This window comes from Pseudonocardia broussonetiae (genome assembly GCF_013155125.1).
GTDB lineage: Bacteria > Actinomycetota > Actinomycetes > Mycobacteriales > Pseudonocardiaceae > Pseudonocardia > Pseudonocardia broussonetiae.
Window position 1 is genome coordinate 5,229,729 of the sequence record NZ_CP053564.1, and the last position, 15,799, is coordinate 5,245,527.

Below are 15,799 nucleotides of genomic sequence, written 5' to 3' on the forward strand. Positions count from 1 at the left end.
GGCTGCAGACGGGTCATCATCGGCACCACCACAGACCGGGACAGCCATGCCTGAGGATCAGCGACGATCTCGCACGATGCCGGCCGGAACGAGCGCGCCCCACCGGGTCACCGTTCTCGGCTCCTTCACCCTCCACGTGCACCACGCTCCGGTGCCCCTCGGCGTCGACGCGCGCCGCGTGGTCGCCTACCTCGCGGTGCACCCGCGTCCGCAGCGGCGGGCCGCGCTCGCCGTCGACCTGTGGCCGGGCGTCCCTGTTGCGGCCGCGATGCGGCTGCTCGACGACGCGGTGCTCGCGGTCGACGTACCCGGGCTGCTGGTCACCGACGCCGACGGGGCACTGTCGCTGGGGCCCGACGTCGAGGTCGACCTGGCCGGCGCCATGGCGCTGCTGCGCACGCTGCCCGACGTCCCCGCCGCCGAGGACCCCGACCTCGCGCTGCTCGCCGCCGACATCCTGCCCGGCTGGACGGCCGCGTGGCTCGTCGTCGAGCGCGAGCGGTTCCGCCAGCTCCGCCTGCACGCCACCGAGGAGCGCAGCCTGCGCCTCACCGCCGCCGCCCGGTACGACGAGGCCGTCGCGCTCGCGCAGCAGGCCGTGCACGCCGCGCCCAGCCGCGAGTCCGCCCGCCGCGCCCTCATCGAGGCGCACCTGGCGCAGGGCAACATCGCCGCCGCCGTCGCCGAGTACGACGAGTACCAGGAGCTCCTGCGCTCCAGCGTCGGCGCCGCGCCCGCGTTCGCCCTCGACGCCCTGATGCCGCCCAGCCCGGCGTGGCCCGTCATGCGCGCCCGCTCGGTGATGCCGCGTTCCGCGGTGCAGCTGCCGGGCCTGCGCTCGGTGCGCGCCTCGGGTTCCACCCGCCGCCTCGTCGCGGGCGGATCGGTCCCCGGCACCTTCCGCTAGACCGCAGGCGTCTCACCCGGGGTACCGGATCTCGAAGCACACCTCGGTGCCCCCGGACGACGGCAGCACCCGCACCTGCTGCGCGAGCCGCTCGATCATGAGCAGGCCGCGCCCGCGGTAGCCGGTGGCGGCCGGCGCGGTGCGCCACGTGCCGTGGTCGGTCACGCGCACCACGACGGCCACGGGTGGTTCGTCGCGCACCGCGACGTCGACCTCGACCGTGCCCGCCCCGCCGGAGCCGTAGGCGTGCTCCACGCCGTTCGCGACGGCCTCGCCCACGGCGAGCTGCAGGTCCATCGTCACGTCCTCGGGGACCCCGGAGCGTCGCGCCCACCCGGCGATGTGGCGGCGGATGCGCCCGAGCTCGACGGGGTCGGCCCGGTGCCGCAGTCGGAGCCGGGGCGTCCCGCCGTGGCTCAGTGTGCGACCGTCGTTCACGCTCCCCGGTTGCCCCGGCCCCCGGCCCGGCAAACGCGTGCGGGCAGCGGGCGGGAGGACGTGCGTCACAACGGGTGTGTCACGGCCGCCCCGTACGGGTACACGCCGACATGCACGGACCAGAGGACGACGTCCCCAACGACCCCGCCCTCGCGAACGCCCGCGAGACCGGCGGCCGCGAGAACGACTCGACGGAACCCGAGGAGACCCCGGACACCACCAGCACGACCGGGACGGGCCCCAACCAGGAGTTCGTCGGCCGCGTGGCCGGCGACGACCCCGCGTACGCGGAGGAGACCGGCGCCGAGAGGCGGGCGCAGTGAGCCGCCGCGGTGACGGGAACGAGCTGAGCACGCTCGGCAAGATCGCCTACAAGCCGTTCGGCCTGGTGTTCGGCGTGCTCGGCGGCATGATCGCCAGCTGGGTGTTCGGCCTGGTGTGGAAGCGGGTGTCCGACGAGGACGACACCCCCCAGCCCCTGTCGGACCAGTACAGCACCCGCGAGGTCCTGCTGGCCGCGACCATCCAGGGCGCGGTGTTCGGGCTGATCAAGACCGCGGTCGACCGCTACGGCATGAAGGGTGTGCGGCGCTTCCTCGACGCGCCGGCGCGCCGCACGGAGGTGTAGGCGGTGCCCCCCGAGAAGGCTCCCTCCGGCAAGGAGGCCCTGCCGAGCACGGTCGAGCGCTCCGACGACAAGGCCGAGCGGACGTGGGAGAAGACCTACGAGTCCGCGATGGAGACCTACGACGGGGACGGCGCCCGTGCCCGGCGCACGGCGTTCGCGGCGCTCAAGCACACGCACGAGAAGGTGGGCGACCACTGGGAGCCCAAGGACGAGTACGGCCCGTCCGACGAGCAGGCCGCCCGCGGCGGTGCCGACTCCGACCTGCCGACGGCGGGCGGGGTCGACGCCAACGCCACGAAGGAGCACCTGATGGACCTGGCCCGGCGCCTGGACGTGCCCGGCCGCTCGTCCATGAAGAAGGACGAGCTCGTGGAGGCGGTGCGCAAGGCCAGCAACCGGGAGACGGCCAAGGCGCGCAAGAAGGACTGACCGACACGACGGAGGGCCGGTGCGCGTGCCGCACCGGCCCTCCGTCGTGCGTGGTGGGTGGGCTCAGCCCCGGTGGAAGTCCGGCGGCCGCTTCTCGGTGAACGCCGCCAGCCCCTCGGCGCCCTCGGGTCCGGCGGCGCTCGCCGAGATCGCCGCGGCCTCGGCGGCGAGCTGGTCGGCCAGCGGCAGGTCCGCCGACGACCCGAGCAGCGTCTTGATCCGGCCCAGCGCGACCGTCGGCCCGTGGGCCAGGCGGTGCGCGGTGTGCTCGGCCTCGGCCCGCACCTCGCCGTCGTCGACGACGGAGGCGAGGATGCCCAGCTCCAGCGCGGTCGCGGCGTCGAGGGCGCGGTCGGTGAGCAGGATGTGCCGGGCCCGGCCGGCGCCGACGATCCGCGGCAGCGTCCAGGTCATGCCGCCGTCCGGGGAGAACCCGATGCCGGGGTAGGCGGGGCGCAGCTTCGTGGAGCGGCCGCCGACGGCGAGGTCGGCGGCGCACACGATGCTCATGCCCGCCCCGGCCGCCCAGCCCGGCACCGCCGCGACGACGGGCACCGGCGACTCCACGAGCGCCCGCAGGAACACGTGGAAGGACTCGGCCAGCGAGCGGACGTAGCTCCCGCGGTCCTGCGCACCCGCGAAGGCGCGCACGTCGCCGCCGGTGCAGAAGCTGTCGCCCTCGGAGACGAGCAGCACCGCGCCGGTGGTCGCCGGGTCGAGCGCGGCCAGGGCCTCGGCGATGACCGGCAGCGCCTCGCCGTCGAGCGTGCCGTGGCGCCCCCGCGCGACGCGGGCGCGCAGCACCCGCCCGTCGTGCTCGACCGCATCGCTCATCCCAGCTCCCGCAGCCGCGGCAGCACGTCCTCGGAGAACTGGGTGAGGAAGCGCTCCTGGTCGTGGCCGGGACCGTGGAACACCAGGTGGTTGAGCCCGGCGTCGATGTAGGGCTGGATCTGCGCGACGGCGTCGTCGGGGTCGGAGGCGACGATCCAGCGCTTCGCGACCTGCTCGATCGGCAGCTCGTCGGCCAGGCGCTCCATCTCCACCGAGGAGTCGACGCTGTGCTTCTGCTCGGGCGTGAGCGACAGCGGCGCCCAGAACCGGCAGTTCTCCAGCGCCTTGTCGGGGTCGCGGTCGTAGGACATCTTGACCTCGATCATGCGGTCGACCGAGCCGGGCTTCTTCTCCCCGGCCTCCTCGCCCTCGGCGACGGCCGGCAGCAGCTTCTCGGTGTAGAGCTCCATGCCCTTGCCCGAGGTGCAGATGAAGCCGTCGCCCGCGCGGCCCGCGTACTTCGCCATCTGCGGGCCACCGGCGGCGATGTACACCGGCACCGGCTGCTCGGGGCGGTCGTAGATCGTGGCGTCGACGGTGCGGTAGTACTCGCCCTCGAACGACACCGGCTCGTCGGACGTCCACAGCTCGCGCATCAGGCGGACGGCCTCGCGCAGCCGGGCGTAGCGCTCCTTGAACTCGGGCCACTCGCGCCCGGACACCGCGATCTCGTTGAGCGCCTCGCCCGTGCCGACGCCCAGCATCACCCGCCCCGGGTAGAGCAGGCCCAGCGTGGCGAACGTCTGCGCCAGCACCGCGGGGTTGTAGCGGAACGTCGGCGTCAGCACCGAGGTGCCCAGCTGGATGCGCGAGGTGCGCTCCCCCACCGCGGCGAGCCAGCTCAGCGCGAACGGCGCGTGGCCGCCCTCGTGGCGCCAGGGCAGGAAGTGGTCCGACACCGCCGCGCTGTCGAGTCCGACCTCCTCGGCCCGCACGGCGTACTCCACCAGCTCGCGCGGGGCGAACTGCTCCGCCGACGCCTTGTAGCCGATCCTCAACGACCCGGACCTCAACGACACTGTGGCTGCTCCTTCTCGCGGTGACCGGACCTCACCCTTCTACAGCACGTCCGAACTCGCATGCGCCCCGGGCGATCTCGACCTACCGTCGGAGGAGCCATGAGCGACCTCCCCCCGCCCGGCCCCACGGCAGGAACCCTGTCCGCGCTGCGCCGGCTCCTGCCCTACGTCCGCCCCCACCGCACCCCCCTGATCGCCGGCGGTCTCGCCGCGCTCGCCGCCACCCTGGCCGGGCTCGCGGTCCCGCTCGTCACGCGCGAGATCGTCGACGGGCCGATCGCCCGCGGCGAGCTCGACGTGCTGCCCTGGCTCGTGCTCGGCGTCCTCGCGTTCGGCCTGGCCGAGGCCGCGCTGATCACGCTGCGCCGGGCGCTGGTGGCGCGCCCGAGCAACCAGATCGAGTCCGACATGCGGGCCGACCTGTTCGCGCACCTGCAGCGGCTGCCCGTGGCGTTCCACGACCGCTGGGCCTCGGGGCAGCTGCTCTCCCGCGCCACCACCGACCTCACGACGATCCGCTGGTTCGTCGCGTTCTCCGGGATCTTCCTGGTCGTCAACGCGGTCACGCTCGTCGTCGGCATCGGCGTGCTGGTGTGGCTCTCGCCGTGGCTGGGGCTGGTCGTCGCCGTGGTGGCGGTGCCGCTGACGGTCCTGACGATGGCGCTGGAGCGGCGCTTCTCGGTGGCCGCGCGGCGGGCGCAGGACCAGCAGGGCGACCTGGCGACGACCGTCGAGGAGTCGGCGCTGGGCATCCGGGTGCTGAAGTCGCTGGGGCGCGGGCGCCGGCTCACCGCGCACTTCGTGGCGGAGTCGCGGGGGCTGCGGGGCACCGAGCTCGTCAAGCTCCGGCTGCTCGCGGGGCTGTGGTTCGTGCTGGTCATGCTGCCCGAGACGGCGATCGCGGCGATCCTCGGGCTGGGCGCGTACGGCGTCGCCACCGGGTCGCTCACGATCGGCACGCTCGTCGCCGCCGTCACCGTGATGACCTACCTGTACTGGCCGGTGGCGTCGCTGGGGTGGCTGCTGGCCGAGGCGAGCAACGCCGCCACCGCGACCACCCGGTACTGGGAGGTGCGCGACGTGCTGCCCGCGATCACCGACCCGGCCTCGCCCCTCGCGCTGCCGTCGCCGGTGCGGGGCGCGCTGGAGCTGCGCGGGGTGGCGTTCCGCTACCCGGGCGCGGAGCGCGACGTGCTGACCGGCGTCGACCTGGTGCTGCGGCCCGGCGAGACGATGGCGCTCGTCGGCGTCACGGGGTCGGGCAAGACGACGCTGACGGCGCTGGTCCCCCGCCTCTACGACGTCTCCGCGGGCTCCGTGACGGTCGACGGCGTCGACGTCCGCGACCTCACCCTGGCCGACCTGCGGCGCACGGTCGCGACGGCCTTCGAGGACCCGGTGCTGATCTCGGCGAGCGTGCGGGAGAACGTGGCGCTGGGCTCGCCGGGGTCGTCGGACGAGGACGTGTGGGAGGCGCTGCGGGTCGCGCGGGCCGACGGTTTCGTCGCGGCGCTGCCCTGGGGGCTCGACACGCGGATCGGCGAGCAGGGCATGTCGCTGTCGGGCGGGCAGCGCCAGCGCCTCGCCCTGGCGCGCGCGGTGCTCGGCCGCCCGCCGGTGCTGGTGCTCGACGACCCGCTGTCCGCGCTGGACGTGCACACCGAGGCGGAGGTGGAGACCGCGCTGCGCCAGGTGCTCGGCGGCGTCACGGCGCTGGTGGTGGCGCACCGCTCGTCGACGGTGCAGCTGGCCGACCGCGTGGCGCTGCTGTCGGGCGGGCGGATCGCGGTGGTCGGCGAGCACAGCGACCTGATGGCGACCCACGCGGAGTACCGGGCGCTGCTGGCGAGCCTGGAGACCGGGGTGACGGCGTGAGCACCGACGAGCAGTGGCGCGGGGTCGCCGCGGAGGACGACGAGGAGGTCACGGCCGCGGCCGGGCTGCGGCTGCAGCGGCGGGCGCGGGCGCTCGTCGTCGACCTGGTGTCGCCGCACCGGCGGCCCGTGGCGCTGGCGGTGGCGCTGCTCGTGTTGGAGAACGCGGTGATGCTGGCCGGGCCGCTGCTGGTGGCGCTGGCCATCGACACCGGCGTCCCGGCCGCGCTCGACGGCCGGCCGGCCCCGCTGGCGTGGACCATCGCGGGCTACGCGGCCTGCGGCCTGGCCGGGGCCGGGCTGCGTGCGGCGTTCCTCGTGCTGTCCGGGCGGATCGGGCAGGACCTGCTGCTGGAGCTGCGGCGCCGGGTGTTCGCGCACGGGCAGCGGCTCTCGCTCGACTTCCACGAGTCCTACACCTCGGGCCGGCTCATCTCCCGGCTCACCAGCGACCTCGACTCGCTCGGCGACCTGCTCGAGCGCGGCCTCGACGGGCTGCTCGGCGCGGTGCTCTCGCTCGTCGGCATCTCGGTGCTGCTGGTGCTGCTCGACCCGGCGCTGGCCGCGATCGTGTTCGTCGGGTTCGTGCCGCTGGTGTTCCTCACCCGGTGGTTCCAGCGCAGCTCGCGGGCCGGCTACCGGCGCACGCGCACGACCGTCGCGCGGCTGATCGTGCACTTCGTCGAGTCCATGAACGGGATCCGCGCCGTGCAGGCGTTCCGCCGGGAGCGACGCAGCGAGGCGATCATGGACGGGCTGGGGGCGTCGTTCCGCGACGCCAACATCGCCGCGTTCCGCACGGTCGCCTGGTACGTCGGGCTGACGCGCGCGGTCGGCAACCTGACGCTCGCCGCCGTGCTGCTGGTGGGCGGGCTCCGGGTCGTCGACGGCTCGCTGGCGCTCGGCGCGCTCACCGCGTTCCTGCTCTACCTGCGCCGCTTCTACGACCCGCTCGACGACCTCGCGCAGTTCTTCAACGCCTACCAGTCGGCGGCCGCGGCGCTGGAGAAGATCAGCTCGGTGCTCGACACGCCGGCCGGGGTCGAGGAGCCGGAGCGGCCGGTCGCGCTGCCGTCGCCGGTGCGGGGGGAGCTGGAGTTCGACCGGGTCCGCTTCGCCTACCGCCGCGCGCCCGACCGCGTCGTGCTGCCGGAGTTCTCGCTGCGCGTGCCGGCCGGGCAGACCGTCGCGCTGGTGGGGGCGACGGGGGCGGGCAAGTCGTCGCTGGTCAAGCTCGCGGCGCGGTTCTACGACCCGACGGCCGGCGCGGTCCGGCTCGACGGGGTCGACCTGCGCGACGTCGCCGACGCCGACCTCCGCGACGCGCTGGTGATGATCACGCAGGAGGCGTTCCTGTTCTCCGGCTCGGTGGCCGACAACATCGCGCTGGGGCGGCCGTCGGCGACGCGGGAGGAGGTCGTCGCGGCGGCGGAGGCGGTGGGCGCCCGCGGGTTCGTCGAGGCGCTGCCCGAGGGCTTCGACACCGACGTGCGCAAGCGCGGCGGGCGGCTCTCGGCCGGGCAGCGCCAGCTCGTGTCGCTGGCGCGGGTGGTGCTGGCGGCCCCGGCCGTCGTGCTGCTGGACGAGGCGACGTCCTCGCTCGACGTGCCGTCCGAGCGCGCCGTGCAGGAGGCGCTGGAGACCGTGCTGGCCGGGCGCACCGCCCTGATCATCGCCCACCGGCTCTCGACGGTGCTGATCGCCGACCGCGTGCTGGTCATGGCGGACGGGGTGGTGGTGCAGGACGGCTCCCCCGCCGACCTGCTGGCGGGCGACGGCGAGTTCGCGGCCCTGCACACGGCGTGGCAGGCCTCCCTGGCGTGAGCGAACGGCACTCTCGCCCGACCTGGTGGGGTGGGAGTGCCGTTCGCTCGCCGGGCCGGGGTGGCGGGCGCGCGGTCCGGGGCAGGGAGGAGCAGCCTGGAGGGGTGCCTCCGCCCGAACCCGTGTCACCCACCGCCCCCGCGCTCCCCCGACCCCACCTCATGCGCCAGCGCTGGTCCGACGTCGGGTTCCTGCACTGGGCGGTCGACCCGGCGGACGTGGCGCACCTGTTCCCGCCCGGCGTCCGCCCGGACGTGCTCGACGGGCGGACCTACGTCGGGCTGGTGCCGTTCCGGATGGTCGGGGCGGGGTTCGCGCACGGGCCGGGCGTGCCGTGGGCGGGCACGTTCCTGGAGACGAACGTCCGGCTGTACTCCGTCGACGACACCGGCCGCCGCGGCGTGCTGTTCCTCAGCCTGGACACCGACCGCGCGGTGATCGTCGCCGGGGCCCGCGCCGTGTTCGGGCTGCCCTACCGGTGGGCGCGGATGCGGTACCGGGCCGAGCACGGCGTCCATCGCTACGCCGCGCGCCTGCGCTGGCCGGGGGTCGCGGCGGAGAGCCGGATCGGCCTGCGGCCCGGCGGTCCCGCCGCCGACGGGGAGCTGGAGCGGTTCCTCACCGCGCGCTGGGGACTGCACGTCGCGCACCTGGGCCGCACGCTGCACGTCCGCAACGCCCACCCGCCGTGGCCGCTGCGCACGGCAGCGGTGACCGAGCTCGACGACGGGCTGGTCGCGTCGGTCGGCCTCGGCCACCTGGTGCACGGGCCGCCCGACCACGTGCTGTTCAGCGACGGGGTGCCGGTGAGCTTCGGCGTCCCGACCGCCCGCTGACCGGGGGGCGTCAGCTCGTCAGCGTCAGCTCGAAGCTGTAGCGGCTGGCGCGGTAGACGTGCGATCCGAACTCCACCGCCCGCCCCGACTCGTCCCACGCCGTGCGCACCATCGTCAGCATCGGGGCGCCGCGGGGGTCGCCCAGCTGGCGGGCCTCGGTGGCGGTGGCGGCCTTCGCCCCCACCGTCTGGCTCGCCATCCGCGGCACGTGCCCGGCCGCGCGGAGCAGCTCGTAGAGGCCGCGCTCGGCGAGGTCCGCCTCGGTGAGCGGGAGCAGGTCGAGCGGGACCGCGTTGTGCATGATCGCCAGCGGTTCGCCGCCTGCGTGGCGCAGGCGCTCGATCCAGGTGATGTCGAGGCCGCCGGGCACCCCGAGGGCCTCGGCGACGTGGTCGGGCGCGCGGCGCACCTCCAGCAGCAGCACCTCGGTGCGGGGAGCCTGGCCGCTCTTCGCGAGGTCGTCGTAGAGGCTGGTCAGCTCGACGGGCCGGCGCACCTTGGGGTGCACGATCTGCGTGCCGATCCCCCGCCGCCGCACCAGCATGCCGCGCTCGACCAGGTAGGCGATGGCCCGGCGCATGGTGGGCCGCGACACACCGAGGCGTTCGGCGAGCTCCACCTCGTTCTCCAGGCGGCTGCCGACGGGCATCACGCCGTCCTCGATGAGCTGTTGCAATCGGGTCGCGACCTGGAAGTACAGGGGAACCGGGCTGGTACGGTCGAGCGCCACCTCGGGCACGGCACGTTCCGTCACGATCCACCACCTGTTGCCGACTTTGTCAGGACAAAGTGTTGACCTGATCTCCGGGTGAGAGTACACCTGAGCCCGCGGATCGGACCACACCGCGACGAGGGAGTCGGGATGCCAGTGCAGGACAGGGCCGGGGCGGCACCGGAGGTGCTGACGATGGGGCGCATCAGCGTCGACGTCTACCCGCTGCAGATCGGGGTGTCGCTGCGCGAGGTGACGTCGTTCGGCAAGTACCTGGGCGGCAGCGCCACGAACGTCGCGGTCGCCGCGGCGCGCCACGGCCGGGCCAGCGCGGTGATCACCCGCACCGGCGAGGACCCGTTCGGCGAGTTCCTGCACGACGCCCTGCGCGGCTTCGGCGTCGACGACCGCCACGTCAGCGCCGTCCCCGGACTCCCCACGCCGGTCGTGTTCTGCGAGATCTTCCCGCCCGACGACTTCCCGCTCTACTTCTACGGCCGCGACCCCGCGCCGGACCTCGTGATCCGCACCGAGGAGCTCGACCTCGACGCCGTGCGCGACGCCGACGTCTTCTGGGCGACGGTCACGGGCCTGTCGCGCGAGCCCAGCCGGACCGCCACCCTCGACGCCCTGCGCGCCCGCGGCCGCCGCGGCACCACCGTGCTCGACCTCGACTACCGGCCGATGTTCTGGGAGTCCCGCGAGGAGGCCCGCCGCTGGGTCCGCGAGGCGCTCCCCCACGTCGACGTCGCCGTCGGCAACCTCGACGAGTGCGACACCGCGGTCGGCGAGCGCGAGCCGCGGGCCGCCGCGGCCGCGCTGCACGCCGCGGGCGTTCGGCTCGCCGTCGTGAAGCAGGGGCCGGCGGGGGTGCTGGCGTCGGAGACGACCCCGGACGGCGGGACGCGCGAGGTCGTGGTGCCGCCCGTGCCGGTCGAGGTCGTCAACGGCCTGGGCGCGGGCGACGCGTTCGGCGGCGCCCTGTGCCACGCCCTGCTCTCGGGCTGGGACCTGGAGCGCTCCATGCGGTTCTGCAACGCCGCCGGGTCGATCGTCGCGGGCCGCCTGGCCTGCGCCGACGCCATGCCCACCTCCGACGAGGTCGACGCGATGCTGAAGGAGGCCGTCGGTGCGTGAGGAGAGCCTGCGGACGCTGGTCGAGACCCGCGTCCACCGCCCCGGCGCCGTCGCTGAGGCCGCGGCGCGCCGCGTCCGCCCGACGTCGCTGCTCGGCGACCACGGCCGGCTGATGATGATCGCCGCCGACCACCCCGCCCGGGGCGCGCTGCGCGCCGGCGACCGGCCGCTGGCCATGGGCGACCGCGCCGACCTCCTCGACCGGATGTGCCTCGCGCTCTCGCGCCCGGGCGTCAACGGCGTCCTCGGCACGCCGGACGTGCTGGAGGACCTGCTGCTGCTCGGCGCGCTCGAGGGCAAGGTCGTCGTCGGGTCGATGAACCGCGGCGGCCTGGCCGGCACGGTCTTCGAGATCGACGACCGCTTCACCGCCTACGACGCCGAGGGCATCGCCGCGTCGGGCTGGGAGGGCGGCAAGATGCTCACCCGCATCGACGCCGACGACCCCACGACCGTCGCGACCCTGCAGTCCTGCGCCCACGCCGTCTCCGACCTCGCCGCGCACGGGCTGATGGCGATGGTCGAGCCGTTCATCTCCCACCGCGTCGAGGGCCGGGTGCGCAACGAGCTCACCGCGGAGGCCATGACCCGCGCGATGACCGTCGCCGCCGGGCTCGGCCGCACGTCGGCGCACACCTGGCTCAAGGTCCCGATCGTCGAGGAGATGGAGCGCGCGATGGCGGCCACCACGCTGCCCGCACTGATCCTGGGCGGCGAGGTGAGCGCCGACCCCGACGCCGCCTTCGCCGACTGGAGCAAGGCGCTCGCACTGCCGACCGTGCAGGGCCTGGTCATCGGCCGCTCCCTGCTCTACCCGGCCGACGACGACGTCGCCGCCGCCGTCGACACCGCGGTGGGGCTGCTGTGAACGCCGTGATCCGGGCCGGGGAGGCCGCCGAGGGCGCGTTCGAGCTCGTCGTCACGCCGAAGACCGCCGGCTGGGAGTACAGCTCGCTGCGCGTGCTGGCGCTGGAGCCCGGCGGCAGCGCGACGTTCGACACCGGCGAGGACGAGACGATCGTGCTGCCGCTGAACGGATCGTGCGTCGTGGAGTGCCGTGACGACTCGGGCGGAGAGCGCTTCGAGCTCACCGGCCGCCGCAGCGTCTTCAGCCGCGTCACCGACTTCGCCTACGTCCCCCGCGACGCGCAGGTCACCGTCAGCTCGACGGGCGGCGGCCGGTTCGCGCTGCCCGCCGCCCGCGCGACGCGGCGCCTGCCCGCCCGCTACGGACCGGCCGAGGGCGTGTCGGTGGAGCTGCGCGGCGCCGGGTCGTGCAGCCGCCAGGTCAACAACTTCTGCATGCCCGGCACGTTCGACGCCGACGCGCTGATCGCCGTCGAGGTGCTGACGCCCGGCGCCAACTGGTCGTCGTTCCCGCCGCACAAGCACGACGAGGACCGCGAGGGCGAGTCGGTGCTCGAGGAGGTCTACTACTTCGAGGTCGCCCCGGGCCCGGACGGCACCCCCGGCCCCGGCTACCAGCGCGTGTCGACCTCGGGGCCCGGCCGCGAGATCGACGTGTGCGCCGAGGTCCGCTCCGGCGACACCGTCCTCATCCCGCACGGCTGGCACGGCCCGTCGATGGCGACGCCCGGCCACGACCTCTACTACCTCAACGTCATGGCCGGCCCCGGCGCGGAGCGGGCCTGGCGGATCTGCGACCACCCCGACCACGCGTGGGTGCGGGGCACGTGGGACGGGCAGGCGGTCGACCCGCGCCTGCCCCTGACCGGCACGGAGGAGAAGTGAGACTGACCGTCGCCCAGGCGATCGTGCGGTTCCTGGTCAACCAGTGGAGCGAGCGCGACGGCGAGGAGCAGCGGCTCGTCCCGGGCTGCTTCGGGATCTTCGGCCACGGCAACGTCGCCGGCCTGGGCCAGGCGCTGCTGGAGGTCGCGGACTCCCCCGGCTCCTACGGCGGCGAGCTGCCCTACCACCTGGCCCGCAACGAACAGGGCATGGTGCACTCCGCCGTCGGCTACGCCCGGATGCGCGACCGCACCCAGTTCCTGGCCTGCACCGCGAGCATCGGTCCCGGCTCCACCAACATGCTGACGGGCGCCGCGCTCGCCACCACCAACCGCATCCCGGTGCTGCTGCTGCCCTCCGACGTGTTCGCCACGCGTGTCGCGAGCCCGGTGCTGCAGGAGATCGAGCGCGCCGACGGCTACGACGTCAGCGTCAACGACGCCTTCCGCCCGCTCTCGGTGTTCTTCGACCGCGTCTGGCGCCCCGAGCAGCTGCCCGCGGCGCTGCTGGGCGCGATGCGCGCGCTGACCGACCCGGCCCAGACCGGCGCGGCCACGATCGCGCTGCCCCAGGACGTGCAGGCCGAGGCGCACGACTGGCCCGAGGAGCTGTTCGCCAAGCGCGTCTGGCACCTGGCCCGGCCGGTGCCCGAGCCCGCGGCGCTCGCCCGGGCCGCGGCCCTGATCGCGGGCGCCGAGCGTCCGCTGCTGGTGGCGGGCGGGGGCGTGCACTACTCGCGCGCCTCCGACGCGCTGGCCCGCTTCGCCGGGGCCACCGGCATCCCCGTCGCCGACACCCAGGCAGGGAAGGGCGCGCTGCTGCACGACCACCCGCAGGCCGTCGGCGGCGTCGGCTCCACCGGCTCGCCCGTCGCGAACGCGCTGGCCCGCGAGGCCGACGTCGTGATCGGCGTGGGCACGCGGTGGTCGGACTTCACCACCGCCTCCCGCACGGCGTTCCAGCACCCGGGCGTCCGGTTCGTCAACGTCAACGTCGCCTCCCTCGACGCGGCCAAGCACGCCGGGGAGATGGTGCTCGCCGACGCCCGCGAGGGCCTCGACGCGCTCACCGCCGCCCTCGACGGGCAGCGCTGGGAGCAGACCTGGGACGCCACGGCCTGGAACGCCGAGGTCGACCGCGCCTTCCACCTCGGGCACGGGCCACTGCCCGCGCAGACCGAGGTGCTCGGCGCGCTCAACGAGGAGATCGACCCGCGCGACGTCGTCGTCCAGGCCGCCGGGTCCATGCCCGGTGACCTGCAGATGCTCTGGCGCGCGCGGGACCGCAAGGGCTACCACGTCGAGTACGCCTACTCCTGCATGGGCTACGAGATCGCCGGAGCGCTCGGCGTGAAGATGGCGGCGCGTGTCGATCCCTCCGGGGACCGCGAGGTCTGGGCGCTGGTCGGCGACGGCTCCTACCTGATGATGGCCAGCGAGATCGTCACCGCCGTGTCGGAGGGGATCAAGCTCAACCTGGTCCTCGTCCAGAACCACGGGTTCGCCTCCATCGGCGCGCTCTCGGAGTCGCTGGGCTCGCAGCGCTTCGGCACGAGCTACCGCTACCGCGGGGAGTCCGGCCGGTTCGACGGCACGGTGCTGCCCGTCGACCTCGCCGCCAACGCCGAGAGCCTGGGCGCCGAGGTGATCCGCGTGCGGACCATCGAGGAGTTCCGCGACGCGATCAAGCACTGCCGCGCCGCGACCCGCACCACCGCGATCCACATCGAGACCGACCCGCTCGCCCCGGTGCCCGACCCCGACAGCTGGTGGGACGTGCCGGTCTCCGAGGTGTCGGCGCTGGAGAGCACCCAGCAGGCCCGCACGACCTACGAGGCGCGCAAGGCCGCGCAGCGCCCCCTGATCGGAAGGAACGCACCGTGAGGACCGTCAGCCACTGGATCGGCGGGAAGCCCGCCACCGGCACGTCCACCCGGACGAGCCCGGTCTGGAACCCGGCCACCGGGCAGCAGCAGGCCGAGGTGCTGCTGGCGAGCACCGCCGACGTCGACACCGCCGTGCAGGCGGCGAAGGCCGCGTTCGAGACGTGGGGCCAGTCGTCGCTCTCGCAGCGCACCAAGGTGCTGTTCGCGTTCCGCGAGCTGGTCAACGCCCGCACCGCCGAGCTCGCCGAGATCATCTCCGACGAGCACGGCAAGGTGCTCAGCGACGCGAAGGGCGAGGTGCAGCGCGGCCTGGAGGTCGTCGAGTTCGCGTGCGGCATCCCGACGCTGCTCAAGGGCGAGTACTCCGACCAGGTCTCGGGCGGCATCGACCTCTTCTCGTTCCGCCAGCCGCTCGGGGTCTGCGCCGGCATCACGCCGTTCAACTTCCCGGCCATGGTGCCGATGTGGATGTACCCCGTCGCGATCGCGACCGGCAACACGTTCGTGCTCAAGCCCAGCGAGCGCGACCCGAGCGCGTCGATGCTCGCCGCCGAGCTGTGGGCCGAGGCCGGGCTGCCCGACGGGGTGTTCAACATCGTGCACGGCGACAAGGAGGCGGTCGACGCGCTGCTCGACCACCCGGACGTCGCGGCGGTCTCGTTCGTCGGCTCCACGCCGATCGCGAAGTACATCCACGAGCGCGGGATCGCGAACGGCAAGCGCGTGCAGGCGCTGGGCGGGGCCAAGAACCACGCCATCGTCATGCCCGACGCCGCCGTCGACTACGCCTCGGACCACCTCGTCGCCGCCGCGTTCGGCTCGGCGGGCGAGCGCTGCATGGCGATCTCGGCGGCCGTGGCCGTGGGGTCGGCCGCCGACGAGCTCGTCGAGGCCGTCAGCGCGAAGGCGCGGGCCACGAAGGTCGGCCCCGGCCGCGACGCCGACAGCGAGATGGGGCCGGTCATCACCGCGGCCGCGCGCGATCGGATCGTCGAGCTGATCGGCACCGGCGAGGCCCAGGGCGCCACACTCGCCGTCGACGGCCGCGGGCTGTCGGTCCCCGGTCACGAGGACGGCTTCTTCGTCGGCCCGACGGTGATCGACCGCGTCGCCACGTCGATGGACGTGTACAAGCAGGAGATCTTCGGGCCGGTGCTGTCGGTGGTGCGCGCCGACACCGTCGACGAGGCCATCGCGATCATCAACGCCAACCCCTACGGCAACGGCACCGCGATCTTCACCTCCAGCGGGGAGGCGGCGCGGCGGTTCCAGCGCGGCGTGAACGTCGGGATGATCGGCATCAACGTGCCCGTCCCGGTGCCGATGGCCTACTACTCCTTCGGCGGCTGGAAGGACTCGCTGTTCGGGCAGAGCCACATCCACGGGCCCGAGGGCGTCGCGTTCTACACCCGCGCCAAGGTCGTCACCGCGCGATGGCCGCAGGTGCAGGCCGCCTCCGGCTCGTCCTTCCACTTCCCCACCTCCACCTGACCCGCCCCTCCCCCCGAGAAGAAGGAACACACC

General features: G+C 74.4%; 16 protein-coding genes. 12 read left to right on the forward strand and 4 right to left on the reverse strand.

Annotated elements, in window-relative coordinates:
- Positions 1–76 precede the first annotated feature (76 nt).
- A complete protein-coding gene (locus HOP40_RS25380) occupies positions 77–907 on the forward strand; it encodes an AfsR/SARP family transcriptional regulator (protein ID WP_172162793.1) in 831 nt (276 codons plus the stop codon).
- 12 nt (positions 908–919) lie between these two features.
- On the opposite strand, the gene HOP40_RS25385 is transcribed toward HOP40_RS25380, so the two are convergent.
- Entirely contained in the window at positions 920–1,345 is a 426-nt protein-coding gene (locus HOP40_RS25385) for an ATP-binding protein (RefSeq protein WP_172162796.1), read from the reverse strand.
- A 110-nt stretch (positions 1,346–1,455) separates the two neighbouring features.
- Between HOP40_RS25385 and HOP40_RS25390 the strand changes: the two genes are divergently transcribed.
- From HOP40_RS25390 to HOP40_RS25400, 3 genes are read left to right on the forward strand one after another with little or no spacing between them, the layout of a single operon-like run.
- Positions 1,456–1,668, forward strand: a complete 213-nt coding sequence (locus tag HOP40_RS25390; RefSeq protein ID WP_172162799.1) for a hypothetical protein — start codon at positions 1,456–1,458, stop codon at positions 1,666–1,668.
- Positions 1,665–1,973, forward strand: a complete 309-nt coding sequence (locus HOP40_RS25395; RefSeq protein ID WP_240157269.1) for a DUF4235 domain-containing protein — start codon at positions 1,665–1,667, stop codon at positions 1,971–1,973. The genes HOP40_RS25390 and HOP40_RS25395 overlap by 4 nt, the downstream gene beginning before the upstream one ends.
- Before the next feature lie 3 nt (positions 1,974–1,976).
- Complete coding sequence (locus HOP40_RS25400; protein ID WP_240157270.1) at positions 1,977–2,402, forward strand: ChaB family protein; 426 nt, start codon at positions 1,977–1,979, stop codon at positions 2,400–2,402.
- 63 nt (positions 2,403–2,465) lie between these two features.
- On the opposite strand, the gene HOP40_RS25405 is transcribed toward HOP40_RS25400, so the two are convergent.
- Both HOP40_RS25405 and fgd read right to left on the reverse strand, forming a co-directional pair.
- Positions 2,466–3,236: an enoyl-CoA hydratase/isomerase family protein gene (locus HOP40_RS25405; RefSeq protein WP_172162802.1), complete on the reverse strand. Its 771-nt coding sequence runs from the start codon at positions 3,234–3,236 to the stop codon at positions 2,466–2,468.
- Positions 3,233–4,234 carry a glucose-6-phosphate dehydrogenase (coenzyme-F420) gene (fgd, locus tag HOP40_RS25410; RefSeq protein ID WP_240157271.1) on the reverse strand — a complete coding sequence of 334 codons (1,002 nt, stop codon included), beginning with the start codon at positions 4,232–4,234 and terminating at the stop codon, positions 3,233–3,235. The genes HOP40_RS25405 and fgd overlap by 4 nt, the downstream gene beginning before the upstream one ends.
- A 120-nt stretch (positions 4,235–4,354) precedes the next feature.
- On the opposite strand from fgd, the gene HOP40_RS25415 reads away from it, so the two are divergent.
- The 3 genes from HOP40_RS25415 to HOP40_RS25425 all read left to right on the forward strand — a co-directional run bounded on the left by HOP40_RS25415 (position 4,355) and on the right by HOP40_RS25425 (position 8,789).
- Entirely contained in the window at positions 4,355–6,130 is a 1,776-nt protein-coding gene (locus HOP40_RS25415; RefSeq protein WP_172162805.1) for an ABC transporter ATP-binding protein, read from the forward strand.
- Entirely contained in the window at positions 6,127–7,953 is a 1,827-nt protein-coding gene (locus HOP40_RS25420; protein ID WP_172162808.1) for an ABC transporter ATP-binding protein, read from the forward strand. The genes HOP40_RS25415 and HOP40_RS25420 overlap by 4 nt, the downstream gene beginning before the upstream one ends.
- Before the next feature lie 122 nt (positions 7,954–8,075).
- Entirely contained in the window at positions 8,076–8,789 is a 714-nt protein-coding gene (locus HOP40_RS25425; RefSeq protein WP_205346909.1) for a YqjF family protein, read from the forward strand.
- 10 nt (positions 8,790–8,799) lie between these two features.
- Here the strand turns inward: HOP40_RS25425 and HOP40_RS25430 are convergent, their stop codons facing one another.
- Positions 8,800–9,543 (reverse strand): GntR family transcriptional regulator, encoded by a 744-nt coding sequence (locus HOP40_RS25430; RefSeq protein ID WP_240157272.1) that lies wholly within the window; start codon positions 9,541–9,543, stop codon positions 8,800–8,802.
- 108 nt (positions 9,544–9,651) lie between these two features.
- Here HOP40_RS25430 and iolC point away from each other — a divergent pair, with 108 nt between their 5' ends.
- The 5 genes from iolC to HOP40_RS25455 are packed head-to-tail and all read left to right on the forward strand — an operon-like array spanning position 9,652 to position 15,766.
- Positions 9,652–10,638 carry a 5-dehydro-2-deoxygluconokinase gene (gene iolC / locus HOP40_RS25435; RefSeq protein ID WP_205346910.1) on the forward strand — a complete coding sequence of 329 codons (987 nt, stop codon included), beginning with the start codon at positions 9,652–9,654 and terminating at the stop codon, positions 10,636–10,638.
- On the forward strand, positions 10,631–11,506 hold the full coding sequence (locus tag HOP40_RS25440; RefSeq protein ID WP_172162811.1) for a Cgl0159 family (beta/alpha)8-fold protein: 876 nt from the start codon (positions 10,631–10,633) through the stop codon (positions 11,504–11,506). The genes iolC and HOP40_RS25440 overlap by 8 nt, the downstream gene beginning before the upstream one ends.
- Positions 11,503–12,390, forward strand: coding sequence for a 5-deoxy-glucuronate isomerase (iolB, locus tag HOP40_RS25445; protein ID WP_172162814.1), 888 nt, complete (start codon positions 11,503–11,505; stop codon positions 12,388–12,390). Before HOP40_RS25440 ends, iolB begins: the two co-directional genes overlap by 4 nt.
- Positions 12,387–14,273, forward strand: coding sequence for a 3D-(3,5/4)-trihydroxycyclohexane-1,2-dione acylhydrolase (decyclizing) (gene iolD / locus HOP40_RS25450; protein WP_172162817.1), 1,887 nt, complete (start codon positions 12,387–12,389; stop codon positions 14,271–14,273). Before iolB ends, iolD begins: the two co-directional genes overlap by 4 nt.
- Positions 14,270–15,766, forward strand: a complete 1,497-nt coding sequence (locus HOP40_RS25455; protein ID WP_172162821.1) for a CoA-acylating methylmalonate-semialdehyde dehydrogenase — start codon at positions 14,270–14,272, stop codon at positions 15,764–15,766. The genes iolD and HOP40_RS25455 overlap by 4 nt, the downstream gene beginning before the upstream one ends.
- Positions 15,767–15,799: the final 33 nt, after the last annotated feature.

What these genes read in the sequence shown, in the direction of transcription:
- HOP40_RS25380 (WP_172162793.1), top strand. Translation starts at nt 77, where the DNA reads ATGCCGGCCGGAACGAGCGCGCCCCACCGGGTCACCGTTCTCGGCTCC.
- HOP40_RS25390 (WP_172162799.1), top strand. Translation starts at nt 1,456, where the DNA reads ATGCACGGACCAGAGGACGACGTCCCCAACGACCCCGCCCTCGCGAAC.
- HOP40_RS25405 (WP_172162802.1), bottom strand. Translation starts at nt 3,236, where the DNA reads ATGAGCGATGCGGTCGAGCACGACGGGCGGGTGCTGCGCGCCCGCGTC.
- HOP40_RS25415 (WP_172162805.1), top strand. Translation starts at nt 4,355, where the DNA reads ATGAGCGACCTCCCCCCGCCCGGCCCCACGGCAGGAACCCTGTCCGCG.
- iolC (WP_205346910.1), top strand. Translation starts at nt 9,652, where the DNA reads ATGCCAGTGCAGGACAGGGCCGGGGCGGCACCGGAGGTGCTGACGATG.